Annotated in this window: 7 protein-coding genes; 4 read left to right on the forward strand and 3 right to left on the reverse strand. The window is 72.7% G+C overall.

From position 1 onward, the window contains the following. Nucleotides 1-546: 546 nt before the first annotated feature. From OV207_RS16430 to OV207_RS16445, 4 genes are all read left to right on the forward strand, one after another. Entirely contained in the window at nucleotides 547-3,639 is a 3,093-nt protein-coding gene (locus OV207_RS16430) for a tetratricopeptide repeat protein (protein WP_267556142.1), read from the forward strand. Between the two features lie 94 nt (nucleotides 3,640-3,733). Next, entirely contained in the window at nucleotides 3,734-4,600 is an 867-nt protein-coding gene (locus OV207_RS16435; protein WP_193428417.1) for an NAD-dependent protein deacetylase, read from the forward strand. A gap of 147 nt (nucleotides 4,601-4,747) precedes the next feature. Then, nucleotides 4,748-6,781, forward strand: coding sequence for a protein kinase domain-containing protein (locus OV207_RS16440; protein WP_267556143.1), 2,034 nt, complete (start codon nucleotides 4,748-4,750; stop codon nucleotides 6,779-6,781). Nucleotides 6,782-6,791: 10 nt separating this feature from the next. Continuing rightward, nucleotides 6,792-8,348 (forward strand): adenylate/guanylate cyclase domain-containing protein, encoded by a 1,557-nt coding sequence (locus OV207_RS16445; protein ID WP_267556144.1) that lies wholly within the window; start codon nucleotides 6,792-6,794, stop codon nucleotides 8,346-8,348. A gap of 3 nt (nucleotides 8,349-8,351) precedes the next feature. Here the strand turns inward: OV207_RS16445 and OV207_RS16450 are convergent, their stop codons facing one another. The 3 genes from OV207_RS16450 to OV207_RS16460 all read right to left on the reverse strand — a co-directional run bounded on the left by OV207_RS16450 (nucleotide 8,352) and on the right by OV207_RS16460 (nucleotide 15,950). After that, nucleotides 8,352-9,032 carry a Crp/Fnr family transcriptional regulator gene (locus OV207_RS16450; RefSeq protein ID WP_120540318.1) on the reverse strand — a complete coding sequence of 227 codons (681 nt, stop codon included), beginning with the start codon at nucleotides 9,030-9,032 and terminating at the stop codon, nucleotides 8,352-8,354. A gap of 417 nt (nucleotides 9,033-9,449) precedes the next feature. After that, nucleotides 9,450-10,844 carry an MFS transporter gene (locus tag OV207_RS16455; RefSeq protein WP_267556145.1) on the reverse strand — a complete coding sequence of 465 codons (1,395 nt, stop codon included), beginning with the start codon at nucleotides 10,842-10,844 and terminating at the stop codon, nucleotides 9,450-9,452. A 72-nt stretch (nucleotides 10,845-10,916) separates the two neighbouring features. Then, nucleotides 10,917-15,950: a type I polyketide synthase gene (locus OV207_RS16460; RefSeq protein ID WP_267556146.1), complete on the reverse strand. Its 5,034-nt coding sequence runs from the start codon at nucleotides 15,948-15,950 to the stop codon at nucleotides 10,917-10,919. Between the last annotated feature and the right edge of the window lie 12 nt (nucleotides 15,951-15,962).

Consider the following 15,962-nt stretch of genomic DNA (forward strand, 5'->3'; position numbering starts at 1 on the left):
TGGAGGCGGCTCAAGAGACGCGGGGGGCTCGCGCGTCGCGACCGGCGGAGGCGGTGCGGGCTCCGGAGGCTGAGCGGGCGAAGGTTCCCGGCTCGCCGAGGCAGCGGGAGGCCGGGGGCGCGGTTCCGAGGGCTGTGGCGGAGGGGCGGGTGGCTGGGACGCTGGCGGAGGAGGGCCAGGCGGCGGTGGCGGAAAGAAGAGCTCCACCTCCAGGGCCTTCGCGCGTGCCCGCGCGGTCCGCGACGCTGGCGCGGGGCCCGCCTTCCACAGCAGCAGCAGCACGACGACGTGCAGTGCCAGGGACAAGAGCCCGGCCCATCCGAGACGTCGAAGGCGCCGCATGCCCGGACGCTTCCAGAAACGCCCGGGGGGCTCAACCCGGGAGCGCGTGTGCGTTCGCGAACCGACGTCCCTCCCCCCGAGCAGGCAGCCCCTGAACTGGGAAAACAGTCCTGGGGGTGACTCGACGGGGGCCGTGACTCCTGGTGTGCTGCCTCCATCCCCGTGCCCTCCATGCCCCTCGCCTGCCTCGACGAACCCACGTTCATGGACCTCCTGCTCGGGACGTTGTCGCCCGCGCGGGCCTCCGTCGTGGATGAGCACCTGGACACCTGTCCCTCCTGCCGGCGCATGGTGTCCGAGGCGCTGAAGGTGCAGCCTCCCGTCACGCCCGAGGCGGCGCCGGAGGAGGACGTGCTCGGCAGCCAGATGGCGACGGTGGCCGTGGAGCCCTGGCGGGGGAGGAAGCCGCGCATGCGCCTGCCCACGCCTCCGCTCGCGCGGGGCACGGCGGTGGGGCGCTACCTCATCCTGGAGATGCTCGGCGTGGGCGGGATGAGCGTCGTGTACGCGGCGTATGATCCGGAGCTGGACCGGCGCGTCGCGCTCAAGCTGCTGCAGGTGGAGGCGCTGGGGCTAGGCGCGGAGGCTGGCCGCAACCAGGTGCTGCGTGAGGCGCAGGCCATGGCCCGCGTGTCCCATCCGCACGTCGTCTCCGTCTTCGACGTGGGGACGTTCGGCCGGCAGGTCTTCCTGGCCATGGAGCTGGTGGACGCGCACACGCTGCGCAAGTGGGAGCAGGACGGCCCGCACCCGTGGCGCCAGGTGGTGGACATCTTCGTCGCGGCGGGGCGGGGGCTCGCCGCGGCGCACGCGGTGGGTGTGGTGCACGGGGACGTGAAGCCGGAGAACATCCTCGTCGGCCAGGACAAGCGCGTGCGCGTCACCGACTTCGGCCTGTCGCGCATCATGTCCGGCGTGGTGGCCCCGCCGGTGACGCCCGGAGGCTTCGCGCGGCCCCGCGCCATGGAGGGCGGCACGCCCGCGTACATGGCCCCGGAGCAGTTCCCGCCCGAGGAGCGCACCGACGCGCTCAGCGACCAGTTCGGCTTCTGCGCCGCGCTCTACGAGGGCCTCTATGGGGAGCGCCCCTTCGCGGGCTCCACGGTGGAGGAGCTGTCCCAGGCGGTGCACGCGGGGCGGGTGAAGAACGTGCCCCGGCATTCGGGCGTGCCGCAGTGGCTGCGCCGGGTGCTGCTCAAGGGCCTGTCGGTGCGGCCCGAGGACCGGCACGCGTCCATGGAGGCCCTCATCGCGGAGCTGGAGTCCAACCCCACCGCGCGCCGGACGCGGCGGCTGCGCCTGGGCGGTGGGGCGCTGCTGCTGCTGTCGGCGGTGGCCGTCACGGGCGCGCTCCACGGCCGCAAGGCCACCGGCTGCGAGGGGGCCTCGCGCGCGCTGGAGGGGGTCTGGGACGCCCAGCGCCAGCACGCGGTGGACGTGGCCTTCATCGGCACGGAGCGCCGCTTCGCGCACGATGCCCTGCGCCACGTGCGGCGCGGGCTGGACGCGTACACCGCCGCCTGGGTGACGACGCGCACGGCGGCGTGCGAGGCCACGCGCGTGCGGGGCGAGCAGAGCGAGGCGGTGATGGCGCTGCGCATGCGCTGCCTGGACGCGCGGCTCGCGGACGTGGCCGCGCTCACGCAGCTGTTCACCCAGGCGGACGCGGACCTCGTGGAGCGCGCGCCCCGGGCGGTGGAGGGGCTGGCGCCGCTGGCGGGCTGTTCGGACGTGGAGGCGCTGACGTCCCGGGGCCACTCCAGCCCGGATGACGCCGCCGCGCGCGAGCGCACCGTCGCGCTGCTCCAGGCGCTGGTGGACGCCAGGGCCCTGCGCGCCGCCGGACGCTATTCGCAGGGCGTGGCCAGGGTGGAGCCGGTGGCCCAGGCCGCGCGCGCCGCCGGGGACTGGGCCGGCGCCGCGGACGCGCTGCTGCTGCTCGCGGAGCTGAAGGACGGGGCCGGGGACTACCGGGGCGCGGAGCAGACGGTGCGCCAGGCCGCGTGGGCCGCGGAGGCAGGCCGCAACGACGAAGCCGCCGCCCGGGCGTGGACCCTGGCCGTGCGCGTGACGGGGGAGCGGCTGGACAGGTACGTGCAGGGGCAGCAGGCCGGAGAGCGCGCCAGCGCGGCGGTGGAGCGGCTGGGCGGCAGCGGAGAGCTGAGCGGCGCGTTGGCGGCGAACCTGGGCCGCCTGTTGTCGCGCCAGGGGCGCTACCCGGAGGCCCACGAGCAGCTCACGCGCGCGCTGTCCTTCCTGGAGAAGCGCTTCGGCCCGGAGGCGCTGGAGGTCGCGGACGTGCGCGTGGAGCTGGGCACCGTGCGCCGCTCGCAGGGAAGGGCGGAGGAGGCCCTGGCGCTGTACGAGCGCGCCATCGGCACCGTGCGCGGCGCGCTGGGGCCCGAACATCCGGACGTGGCGCGCATCCGCCTGGAGCAGGCGAGCGCGCGCTGGCAGCAGGGGGACTTCGTGCAGTCGGAGCGGCTGGCCCGGGGCGCGCTGGCGCTCCTGGAGCGCTCGCTGGGGCAGGACCATCCCCAGGTGGCGGACGCGCTCAACAGCCTGGCGCTGGCGCTGCAGTACCAGGGCAGTCGCGAGGAGGCGCTGCCCCTGTACGAACGCGCGCTGCGCATCGCCGAGCGCGCCGAGGGCCGCGACAGCTCCACGGTGGCCATCATCGTCAACAACATCGGCACGCTGCTGGTGCACATGGGCCGCCTGGAGGAGGCCACGCAGCGCTTCTCCACGGCGCTCACGCAGGTGGAGCGCAGCCTGGGCCCGGACCACCCCACGCTGGCGCTGGTGCTCCGGGGCATGGGCCAGACGCTCAGCTACCGCAACCAGCCGGAGGCGGCGCTGCCGTACTTCCTGCGCGCGGCCACGCTCCAGACGTCGCTGCCGGATGACGTGAACGGCGGCTGGACGGGGGCGCTGGTGGACGTGGGGCGCACCTACATGGTGCTGGGCCGTCCGCGGGAGGCGCTGGTCCCGCTGGAGAAGGCCGTCGCGGGGTGGGAGCGCGCCCGGCCCCGGCCCGCCGAGCGCCCCGCCGCGCGGTACATGCTGGCCCGCGCGCTGTGGGAGGCGAAGGAGGACCCGCCCCGCGCCCTGCGGCTCGCGGCCGAGGCCCGCCAGGAGGCCGCCGCGCTGCCCGACGAGGAGTCCTCCGTCCCGGAGCTGCGCCAGGCGATGGACCGGTGGATTGCCCGGCTGCCAGCCTCCGCGCAGCGGACCCTCAAGGCGGCCATGGCCACGCCCAGGGACGCGGACCCCTCCGCGAAGGTGGTCGACCGTTGAGGGCCCCGGGGGCGTTGCCGGGCCGTCCCCCTCTGTTCAGCGGTGGAGGGGACGACGGGCGGGCGTGGAGGGCCCGCGTTATAGGCTGGGGCGCATGACGCTCTCCGACGCTCCGCCGGTCGCCGCCCTTCCGCCCGAAGCGGGCGTGGAAGCCCTGGCCTCGCTCCTGCGCGGGCGCCGCGTCGTCGTGCTCACCGGGGCCGGTTGCAGCACCGAGTCCGGCATCCCCGACTATCGCGGCCCGGAGACGCGCCACAAGGTGCGCAACCCCATCCAGCACCGGGAGTTCCTCCAGCGCCCGGAGGTGCGCGCGCGCTACTGGGCGCGCAGCCTGCTGGGCTGGCCGCGCTTCACCTCCGCCCGTCCCAACGACGCCCACTTCGCGCTGGCGGCGCTGGAGAGGTCGGGCGTGACGCCGGGCCTCATCACCCAGAACGTGGACGGCCTGCACCACGCGGCGGGCAGCGAGCGCGTGCTCGAACTGCACGGCGCGCTGTCGCGGGTGCGCTGTCTGGCCTGCCAGGCGCAGGAGCCCCGCGCGTCGGTGCAGGCGCGGATGCTGGGCCTCAACCCGGACTTCGCGCACACCGTCGTGGAGCTGCGGCCGGACGGTGACGCGGAGCTGCCGCCGGAGGCCGTGGCGGACTTCCGCGTCCCCGCGTGCACCCGGTGCGGTGGGACGCTGAAGCCGGACGTGGTGTTCTTCGGGGACAACGTCGCGGCGCCGCTGGTGCAGGACGCGTTCGCGCTCCTGGAGGAAGGCGACGCGCTGCTCGTGGTGGGCTCATCCCTCACGGTCTACTCCGGCTTCCGCTTCGTCACCCGCGCGGCCGAACGCCACGTGCCCATCGGCATCCTCAACCTGGGGGAGAGCCGGGGCGACAGCCTCGCGGATGTGCGCGTGGAGGCGCGGGCGGGCGACGTGCTGCCCCGACTCGTGGAGTCGTTGACGCGCGCGTGACACGGGGCATCCCTGCTCCCCGTACCCGCAGTGGAGCGAACAGGCGTGCGGGCGCAATGGTGCCGCCCGGCCCGCTCCAGGTGTGCCATCATTCCCGGCTTCGCGAGGGCGGTGGTGGCCGCTCCCGGAAACGGAGACACAGGGCCGATGGACACCGGGCGCCCGCTGGGCGGCAGGTACGCGCTGGAGCGCAGGATTGGCGGCGGTGGCATGGGTGCCATCTGGCTGGCCGTCGACCTGCAACTTCAGCGGCACGTGGCCCTCAAGCTCATCGCGTCGGAGGTCGTGGCCCGCACGCCGGAGGCCCACCGCCTCTTCGAACAGGAGGCGCAGGCCGTGGCCCGCTTGCGCCACCCGCACGTGGTGCAGGTGCATGACTCCGGCGTGGACGGCGGCGTGCCGTACATCGTCATGGAGCTGCTGGAGGGCGAGGACCTGGAGACGCGGCTGACGCAGCGCGGACGCCTGTCCCCGGCCACCGTGGCCGCGCTCGTCACGCCGGTGGCCCGCGCGCTGGCGGCGGCGCACGCGGCGGGCCTCGTGCACCGCGACCTCAAGCCCGCCAACCTCTTCCTTGCCCATGTGGACGGGGAGGAGGTGGTGAAGGTGCTCGACTTCGGGCTCGCGCGCGCCCTCGTCCGCCCCGAAGGCGCGGGGGACTCGCAGGCGGATGGGCTCACCGGCACGCTGCGCTACATGAGCCCGGAGCAGCTGCGCGCGGATCCGGACCTGGACGCCCGCGCCGACCTCTGGTCCTTCGCGGTGGTGCTCTACCGCGCCCTCACCGGCCAGTTCCCCTACGGCCCCGAATCCGTGGGAGGCCTGCTGCGCGGCGTCTTCCATCCGCCCTCCGTGGCCGTCTCCCAGCTCGTGCCGGAGCTGGGCGCGGCCGGGGACGCCTTCTTCCAGCGCGCGCTGCACCCGAAGCCGGAGCAGCGCTTCAGCTCCGCGCGCGAATTGGCCGCCTCCTTCGTCGCGCTGGTGGAGGCGGGGCGGGCCGCGCAGCCGGCCAAGGTGCTGGTGGTGGACGACGAGCCGGACGTGGAGGTGCTGATGCGCCAGCGCTTCCGCAAGCACGTGCGCGACGGCGTCTACACCTTCGTCTTCGCGCGCGATGGCGAAGAGGCGCTGGAGGTGCTGCGCGCGCACCCGGACACGCACGCGGTGCTGTGCGACATCAACATGCCGCGCATGGACGGGCTCACCTTCCTGTCGCGCGTGGGCGAGGTGGATCCGCTGGTGAAGGTGGTCATCGTCTCCGCGTACGGCGACATGCCCAACCTGCGCACGGCGATGAACCGGGGCGCGTTCGACTTCCTGGTCAAGCCGGTGGACCTGGACGACCTGGAGTCCACGCTCGCGAAGACGGTGCGCCACGTGGCGGAGCTGCGCCGCGCGGTGCGCTCCACGGAGGAGAACGCGCTTTTGCGCATGTTCGTGCACGGCGGCATCGTGGAGCGCGTGCTGCCGTTGGTGCGCGGCCCCGGCGCGCTCGCGGGCGAGCAGGTGGACGCCACGGTGGCCTTCCTGGACGTGGCGGGCTTCACCGCCATCACCCGCCAGCACCCCGCGGAGTCCGCGCTGCGAAGGCTCAACGCCAACTTCGAGGTCATCCTCCCGGAGCTGGAGACGCGCGGCGGCGTGGTGGACAAGTTCCTGGGCGACGCGGTGATGGCCGTCTTCCAGGGGGAGGCGCACGTGGCGCGCGCGCTGGACGCCTGCCTCGCGGTGAAGCAGCGGCTCCAGGCGCTCGCGTGGAGCGGGGGGGACACGTCCCCGTACGCGCACGGCGTCTGCATGGGCGTGGACACCGGCCCGGTGGTGTCCGGCAACGTGGGCGCCACGGGCCGCGGCCGGTTGGACCACACGGTGCTGGGCGACGTGGTGAACACCGCCGCCCGGCTGGCCACCGTGGCCACGCGCGACCAGGTGCTGGTGAGTGAGGCGCTGGCCACGCGGCTCGCCGCCGCCTTCGACTGCCGCCCCGCGGGGGAGCGGCGCATGCCGGGCCCGGACGCGGCGATGCTCGTCGTGCGCGAGGTGGTGGCCCGGTACGGCAGCGCGTCCGCGTCGTCCTCGGCCGGCACCGCCCAGCAGGTGGCCCCCTCCGTGCTGGAGTCACCCTCGCCCAGGCCGGAGGCCTTCACGGCCAAGGGGCCCTCCTGGTCCACGTCCTCCTGAGCGGCAGCGCATGCGCCTCATCCTCAACCCAGGACAGGTGGATGAACGGGTGGTGATGTTGCCGGAGGGCACCACCACCATCGGCCGCACGGAAGAGAACGGCATCCGCGTGCCGCACCCCAGCCTGTCGCGGCGCCACGCGCGCCTGGAGCGGCGGGGCGGGCGCGTGGTGCTGGTGGACCTGGAGAGCAAGAACGGCAGCTTCGTGGGCCCGCACCGGGTGACGCGCCAGGAGCTGGGCCACGGCCAGTCCTTCCGCTGCGGCGAGGTGTGGTTCCGGCTCGTCTCCCCGGACACGCCGCTGCCGGACGGGTGGGGGCCGCTGCGCACCCAGCCGCTGGAGACGCGCTTCTCCGGGGGCGGCATGGAGTCGCTGCTCGAAACGCGCTCCCCGGACCGCACCCGCGACAAGCTCCAGGTGCTGCTCAAGGTGGGGCAGATCCTCGCGTCGCCGGGCCCGGTGGACGGGCTGCTGGAGCGCGTCGTCCAGCTCGTCTTCCAGATATGGGCGGTGGACCGGGCGGCGGTGCTGCTGGTGGACCGCGACACCGGGGAGCTGGTGCCGCGCGTGGCCCGGGGCGTGCGGGGCGGGGCGCTGCCGGAGCGCTTCTACAGCCAGCACATCGTGGACTACGTGCACTCGCGCGGCGTGGCGGCGCTCTTCACCGACGCCCGCGACGACGCGCGCCTCCAGGCCTCCGACTCCGTCTTCCGCCAGTCCATCCGCGCCTCGCTGTGCGTGCCCCTGCGCACCCGCGACACCGTGCTGGGCGTGCTGTACCTGGACAGCCTCAAGCAGGGCGGCCTCTTCACCGACGAGGACCTGGAGTTCCTCACCGCCTTCGCCAACCAGGCCGCCATCGCCCTGGACCATGCGCACCTGGCCCGGCGGCTGGAGGAGGAGGCGGTGCTGCGAAACGCCTACCAGCGCTTCTTCCCGCCCGACGTCGTGCGCCAGCTCAAGGCCCTGAGGGGCGTTCCCCTGGACGTGCGCGAGGCGGACGTCACCATCCTCTTCTCCGACATCACCGGCTTCACCGCCATGTCCTCCCGCCTCCAGCCCCGGCAGGTGGTGGACATGCTCAACGCGTACTTCCCGGTGATGGCGGACATCGTCTTCCGCCACGAGGGCACGCTGGAGAAGTACATCGGCGACGCGCTGATGGCGGTGTGGGGCGCCCCCTTCGCCCGGCCGGACGACGCGGAGCGGGCCGTGCGCGCGGCGGTGGAGATGCAGCGCGCGCTGGCGGACCTCAACGCGCGCTGGCGCGCCGAGGGCGTGCCTGAAATCCACGTCCACATCGGCCTCAACTCGGGGCCGGTGGCCGCGGGCAACATCGGCTCGGAGCGCTACCTCCAGTACGCCACCGTGGGGGACGCCACCAACGTCGCCAGCCGCGTGTGCGGCGTCGCGCGCCCGGACGAGGTGCTCCTCACGGACGCCACGCGCGCCCTGCTGGACGCGGACGCCTTCGCGCTGGAGCCCCTGGCCCCCGTGACGGTGAAGGGGCGCGAGGAGCCGCTGTCCCTCTTCCGCGTGCGGTGGGAGCCGGCCGGGGGAGGGTGACGGCTACTCCGCGTCCTGGCCCAGCCGCTCCGGCTGGAGCAGGACGATCTGCCCGCCCTCGAAGGACAGCATCCCCTCGCGCACGTAGTAGCGCAGCCACTTGTTGACGCTCTCGCGCGTGACGCCGCAGAGGTTGGCGAGCTCCGACTGCGTGAGCTTCGGGGTGATGACCAGCCCCTCCGGGCCCTGGCGTCCCTGCGTCTTCGCCAGCTCCAGCAGCACCCGCACCAGCCGCGAGCGCGCATCCAGGAAGGCCGAGTCGTACACGAGCTGCGTCGTGCGCCGCACCAGCCGGCTCATGTTCGCCAGCAGCGCCAGGCTCACCTGCGGGCGCGTCTCCAGGTAGCGGCGGAAGTCGTCGCGCTGGAGCGTCAGGAGATGGGCCTCCTCGCGCGCCATCGCGTCGGTGGAGCGCGACTCGCCGTCCAGCAGCGACAGCTCTCCGAAGGCGTCCCCCCGGTCCAGCAGCGCCAGGGTGATCTCCCGCCCCTCGCTGGAGGAGAGCCGGATGGCCACCTGTCCGCGCCGGATGATGAACAGCGCGGTCCCCACGTCCCCCCGGTGGAAGATGACCTCCCCCCGCGCGAAGCGGCGGGGCTGGAGGAGCGACGACATGGTCTCCAGGTCCTCCCGGCCGAGGCTTTCAAACATCGGGATCTCGGCCAGCAGCTGCGCGTAGGACATGGGGGGGCGCCATTGTGCCCGGATTCCCTGGATGCAGGTAGGGAAGGCTCCCATCCAGGCGGGGCGGAGAAGTCCGGCGGGTGTGAACGCCTTCACACTCAGGCTGTGGGCCGCTTCACAGCCTGGGAAGAGGGGTCCCGGTACTGTCTCTTCATCGCAGCACGGGAAGCAGGGGGGCCCGCTCGAGCGACACGGTGAGTCAAAGGAGTCGGGGGACTTCTTTAGCCCACCAGGGGACGCGCGGGAAACGGGGGGGAGACAGCAGGGGTCGGCATGTAGAAGGGGGAAGCGTTGAGTTTCTGAGGGGGAACTCGACGCGAACACGAATGCCGGCTCCCGCTGGAGCCAGAAGCAACGAACCCGGGCCAGGAGGCCCGTCGCTCCGGGGGGAGTGACGGCCTTCTCGTCCGGGTTGTTTTATTTCGCGAGTGCGGTCGGCGCGTCCGGGGCCACGTCCCGCGGCGGGCTGGCGGGCAGGTCGGGAAGGGCGTCCGGAACCTCCCGGTCCAGGTAGCGCACGCGCGGGTTCAGCCAGGCCACCACGACGTTGGCGATGGTCAGCAGCCCCAGGACGATGAAGATGACCGCGATGCCGCGCCCCGGGCCCACGCCCAGCAGGCGCCCCATGGTGCTGGCGAGCGCTCCACCGGGCGCCATGGCTGGCTCGAAGAGGCCGTCCGCGAGCGGCCCGGCCAGCAGGGCCGCGATGGGCGGAGTGCACAGGATCACCATGCGCTTCACCGCGGACGCGCGACCCTGGAGGTCCGCCGGAATCTTGCGCTGCCAGAAGGCCTGACTGCCCGCCATCACCGGCGGCATGGTGAACAGGTAGAGCGCGGCGGCGGTGGCCACCAGCGGGACGCTGGGCACGGGCGCGGCCATGAACAGCACCACGCCCGACAGCAGGCTGAAGCCGAGCACGCCGACGAGCGCGTTCTTCGGGCCGCCCCACACGCCCATGGTGATGGCGCCCACCAGCGCGCCCGAGCCCGCCACCGACGCGATGATGCCCAGCGTGGAGATGTCCGTGAACCCCAGCACCAGCGGGGTGATGAGCAGCATCACCAGGGACACGCACAGCGAGGCCATGGCGGTGAAGCCCAGCAGGCCCAGCAGGCCCGGGCGCGCGCGGATGAAGGTCCAGCCCTGCAGCATCTCCTTCAGCAGCGACCCCTTGCCGCGCTGCCCTTCCGCGGACACGGTGGGACGGGGGAAGCGGACGATGAGCAGCGTGAGGACGGCGAAGGAGAAGCTGATGACGTCCACCGTCAGCACGCCGATGAGGCCCACGGCTTCGATGAGCGCGCCCGCGACGATGGGGGACAAAATCTGGCTGGCGCCGTTGGCCACCTCCGCCATCGCGTTGGCGCGGCCCAGGTGCTGCTTGGGCACGAGCATCGTCACCGTGGCGAAGAAGGCCGGCCAGCGGAAGGCGCCGAAGCACGCCCCCAGGGCCACGGGCAGGTAGAAGTGCCAGGGCTCCAGCGTGAACATGCCCCGGTTGCTGGCGAGCACCATGCCGAAGATGATCAGGGTGCTGAAGCCGTTGCCCAGGTCCGCCAGCAGCATCGCGCGGCGGCGATCCCAGCGGTCCACCAGCGCGCCCGCGAACGGGGACAGCAGCACCATGGGGGCGAACGCGAAGAAGGACAGCAGCGCGTACTGCGTGGTGGACCGCGTGTCCATGAACACCTTCGCCCCCACGCCGAACGCGGTGAGCCCGGAGCCGATGAGCGAGATGAGCTGACCGAACCAGGTGATCCAGAAGACCCGCATGGGCTGGGTGATGCTCAGGCGTTGGGACAGGCTCATTCCACGTCTCATCGGGCAGGAGTGTTCAGGGACCCGCGCACGGTACTACGGAGGGGTGCGCCGACAGCCGGGTCATGCGGCTTCCTCGTCGCTACTGCTACTCCCCGTGTCTGCGTCCGTGGCCTCCAGCACCGCGAGCAGCTCCGCCACCTGTTCGTCCGACAGGTGCTCCATGCTCTCCAGCAACTTCTCCGCCTCCGCGGCGGTCACCTGCTTCTTCGCGGTGGCGGTGTCCTGTGGGCGGGAAGACTCGTTCGCGGAGTCCAACGACGGCAGGCCCTCCTCGATGCGCTGTGGAGCCGTCAGCCGGTTCAGCTCCACCAGCAGGTGCTGCGACAGCTCCGGGATGGACGGGTGCGCCTGCACTTCGCGCGCGGAGAGCTGGAGCTTGAAGTCCTGCCGCAGGGCTTGTTCCAGCTTCGCGCCTGGTGCGTGCAGGTCGTGGTCCGCGAGGCTTCCGTTCGCGGGCAGTCGCGCCGGGGGGATGCCCAGCCCCTCGGCGATGTGGTGGCGCAGGTAGTCCGCCATCAAGGCGGGGCGCTCGGTGGGGAAGGCGGTGCGCAGGCGCTCCGCGATGGGCTTCTCCGTGGAGGCCGCGCGCGTGCTGCGCTCCTGCTCCACGCCTCTTGCGACACCGGCCACGGTGGGCGTCTCGAACAGGCCGCGCAGGGACAGGTCCACCTGGAGCACCGTGTGGAGGTGGTTGCGCAGCTGCGAGGCCAGCATCGAGTGCCCGCCCAGCTCGAAGAAGTTGTCGTGGAGGCCGATGCCCTGGATGCCCATGACCTGCTCCCAGATGCCCGCGACGGTCTTCTCCAGCTCCGTGTCCGGCGCCACGTAGGGCGTGAGGAGGGGGGGCCGTGCGTGCTTGCCATGCGCGGGCTCCTTGTTGCTCGGGGACGCGCTCACGCTCGGGGTGCTCAGCCCCTGGCGGAGGCGCTCGGCCAGGTCTCCGGTGGAGACGACGAGCTGCCCTCCCTCACCCTGCGACAGCGCGCGACGCAACGCTTCAAGGCCTTCCGCGGGCTGCATGGCGAACCGCGACAGCACGGGGCTCGACTCCGACACGGTGGGCGCGTCCGCGAGCTGCCACGCGTCCATGTCCACGCTGAGCCAAGGATAGGCGGATGTCTCGCTGTGTCCTTCCGCGAAGGCATCCATGAAGGCGCTGGCGGAGGCTCGCGCCACCTGGCCCGGGCCGCCCAGCACCGACGACAGTGAGGCGACGAGGAGGCAGAAGGCGGGACCTTCCACGGGCAGCACCTGCTGCAATACCCGCACGCCGTGCACCTGGGAGCGGAAGTGTCCTTCGCGCTCAGTCGGCCCGGTCTCCGCGATAGTGCTCGGCGTGGCGCCCTGCATGCCGCCCGCTGCGTGGATGACGCCGTCGATGCGACCGAAGCGCGCCATCGTCGTGTCCACCACGCCGCGCATGGCCTCCATGTCGGTGAGGTTCGCGGAGAGCACCAACAGCTCCGCACCCGCGCGCTCCAGGGCCTGCGCACGCTGGATGCGACGGGTGACGGCATCCGCCACGCCGTGCCGCTCCACCCACGCGGCCCACTGGTCCCGGCCGGGCAGGTCCGCCGTCTCCACCAGCGCCAGCTTCGCGTGGTGCACCGTCGCCAGCTCGGAAGCGAGCGCATGGCCGATGCCGGTGAGGCCGCCGGTGATGAGGTACACGCCGCCGTCGCGAAGCCCCCCAGGGACGCCAGCCTCCAGGCGCACGGGCTCGTAGGTCCGCACCCAACGCTGCCGGCCACGGAGCGCCACCACCGCGTCACCCGACCGCGCGCGCAGCTCCGCCGCCAGCCGCTCGGCCACCGCGCCAGCGTCCCCGGGAACCACGTCCACGAAGCGGCAGGAGAGGTGCGGGTATTCCTGCGGCAGCACGCGCGTCGGGCCCACCAGCAATGCCTGCTCCGGCAACCGCACGTCGGCCCGTTCCACGCGCGCCGCGCGGCTCGTCACCACGGACCACGTCAGGGGCTCCAGAAGGCCCACTTCGCCCAGCGCGCGCGCCAGGAAGCGCTGGCTGTGGAAGCCCAGGTCCAGCGCCGCGCCCAGTGCCAGGGGTTCGCGCGACAAGCTCCACAGGTGCACCACGTTCGCGAACGCGCGGCCCTGCCGCTTCAGTGACTCCAGCAGCGAGCCGTAGTCCTCACGACGCCTCGGATCCACCGTGTACGTGCCGTCCGGCCGTTGCTCGAACCGTGCACCGGCGCTCACCCGGAGGACGGTGCCGCCCAGCTTCGGCGCGAGCGCGTCCGCCACGCCGGTGTCGTCCGCGAACACCAGCCAGCCCGCGCCTGCTTCTTCCCCCGCCTTCGCACGAGGCAGGGGCGCGAGCTTCCATGACGGGGCGTAGAACCAGTCCGCCACGTCCGTGCGCTTCACCAGCGACGCGGGCGCGTCCGTGTGCGCTCCTGCGGTGATGGTCCCGAGGGGCTTCGGTTCAATCCAGTAGCGCTCGCGCTGGAACGGGTAGGTGGGCAGCGGCACGCGGCGGCGCTGCTCGTGCGCGGCGAAGCCCTTCCAGTCCACCGACACGCCGCCCAGCCACAACCGGCCCAGTGCGCCCAGCAGCACCTGGAGGTCCGACGCCTGCTCGCGTGGATGGCGCGTGGAGCTGATCAGGACACGGCCTTCCACGCCCGGATGCTGCTTCGCGAGCGTCGTCAGCACCGTACCCGGGCCGACCTCCAGGAAGGCCGCCTGCGGCCACTTGCGAGACACCTCCTGCAAGCCCGCGGAGAAGCGCACCGCCTGCCGCAGGTGCGTGGCCCAGTAGCCAGGGTCGGTTGCCTGCGCGGCGTCGATCCATGTGCCCGTCACGTTGGACAGGAAGGGCAGGGTGGGAGCGTTGAGCTTCACCTGCCGCACGCGCTCGGTGAAGGGCGCGAGGACGGGCTCCATCATCGCGGAGTGGAACGCGTGTGACGTGTGCAGGCGCGACACCTCCACGCCCCGAGCCTCCAGCTTCGCCTGGAGCGCATCCACCGCGTCGGTGGGGCCCGCGACGACGGTGAAGCCCGGCGCGTTCACCGCCGCCACGGAGAGCCCACCCGTCAGCAGCGGCATCAGCGCGGACTCCTCCTCGCGCACGGACAGCATGGCGCCCGCGGGCACCCCCTGCATCAGCTTGCCGCGCGCGGCGACCAGCGTTAGCGCGTCGTCCAGCGAGAACACGCCCGCGAGGCACGCGGCCACGTACTCACCGATGCTGTGTCCCAGCATCGCGGAGGGCTTCACGCCCCAGGCCATCCACAGCTTCGCGAGCGCATACTCGACGACGAAGAGCGCGGGCTGGGTCAGCTCCGTGCGGGACAGCGCCTGGGCCGCGGCCTCCTCCTTCGCGGCCTCCGGGAAGAGCACCGTGCGCAGGTCCAGGCCCAGGTGCGGCGTCAGCTTCTCCGCGCATGCATCCAGGTGCTTCTTGAACGTGGGCTCGGACGCGTACAGGTCGCGCGCCATGCCCACGTACTGGGAACCCTGCCCGGGGAACAGGAACACCACCGGCCGCTCCTGCACGTCCGGCGCCTGCGTCCACAGGCGGGGGCTGCCCTCCACTTCCAGCGCGGCCAGGGCGTCGTCCCGGTCGCGGCACACCAGCACGCGGCGCCGTCCCATCGCCTGCCGGCCCGTCTGGAGCGTGAAGGCCGCATCCGCCAGCGGCTGCGCGGGGTGCGCCTTCAGGTGGGCGGCGAGGTTCCGCGTCGCCGCGTCCAGCGCCGCGTCGCTCTTCGCGGACAGCACCAGCACCTGCATGGCTCGCGAGGCACCGGACGGGGGAAGGGTGGGCGCCTCCTCCAGCACGACGTGCGCGTTGGTGCCGCCCACGCCGAACGAGCTGACGCCCGCGCGGCGCGGGTGCTGGGGGTTCGCCTGCCAGTCGGTGAGCTTCGTGTTGACGAAGAAGGGGCCGCCCGCGAACGGAATCTCCGGGTTCACCTCCATGACGTGGAGGCTGGGCGGAATCTGGCGGTGCTCCAGCGTCAGCACGGCCTTGATGAGGCTGGAGACGCCGGCCGCGTTGGCCAGGTGCCCGATGTTGCTCTTGAGCGAGCCCACCGGAATCCTCGGCGGATTCGCCCTGGCCGAGGCGGAGCGGAACTTGAAGGCCTTGTTGAGCGCGCGCACCTCGATGGGGTCCCCCATCTTCGTGCCGGTGCCGTGCGCCTCCAGGTAGCCGATGCTCTCCGGCGGCACGCCCGCGGCGCCCAGGGCCTCGCGGATGACGGAGGCCTGTCCCTCCACGCTGGGGGCGGTGAAGCCCACCTTCAGCGCGCCGTCGTTGTTGACGGCCGAGCCCTTGATGACGGCGTGGATGTGGTCGCCGTCCTCGATGGCGTCCACCAGCCGCTTGAGCACGACCACGCCCACGCCGCTGCCGAACACCGTGCCCTCCGCCTTCGCGTCGAACGCGCGGCAGTGGCCGTCCGGGGACACGATGCCGCCGGGCACGAAGGCGTAGCCCTCCGGGTGCTTCACGTTCACCGACACACCGCCCGCGAGCGCGATGTCGCACTCTTCATCAAGCAGGCTCTGGCAGGCGGCGTGCGTGGCCACGAGCGACGTGGAGCACGCGCTGGTGATGGAGTAGCTGGGCCCGCGCAGGTTGAGCTTGTACGCCACGCGCGTGGCGAGGAAGTCCCCGCCATTGCTCACGTCCACCTGCACCGGGTCCATGCCGCCGAGCCGGTCAAGGTGGGGGACCAGATTGAACACCAGGTACGTGTTGGTGGAGGCGCCGGCGAACACGCCGATGGCGCCGTCGAAGCCCTCCGGCGTGTGGCCCGCCTTCTCCAGCGCCTCCCACGCGCACTCCAGGAAGACGCGGTGCTGCGGATCCATCAGCTCCGCCTCGCGGGGCGTGAAACCGAAGAAGCCCGCGTCGAACAGCTCCATGCCCTCCAGCGCGGCGCTGACCTTCACGTGGCGCGGGTCCGTGCGCAGGGAAGGCTCCGCGTCCGACACAGGGCGAATGGACTCCACGCCCTCGCGCAGGTTCTTCCAGAAGGTGTCCAGGTCGGGCGCGCCAGGGAACCTCCCGGCCATGCCCACGATGGCGATGGCCTGCGCGTCGATGTTCGGGTCAGCGGACATGGGGCGTGCTCT

Origin of the sequence: Corallococcus sp. BB11-1, assembly GCF_026626625.1 — a bacterium.
Taxonomy (GTDB): Bacteria; Myxococcota; Myxococcia; order Myxococcales; family Myxococcaceae; genus Corallococcus; species Corallococcus soli.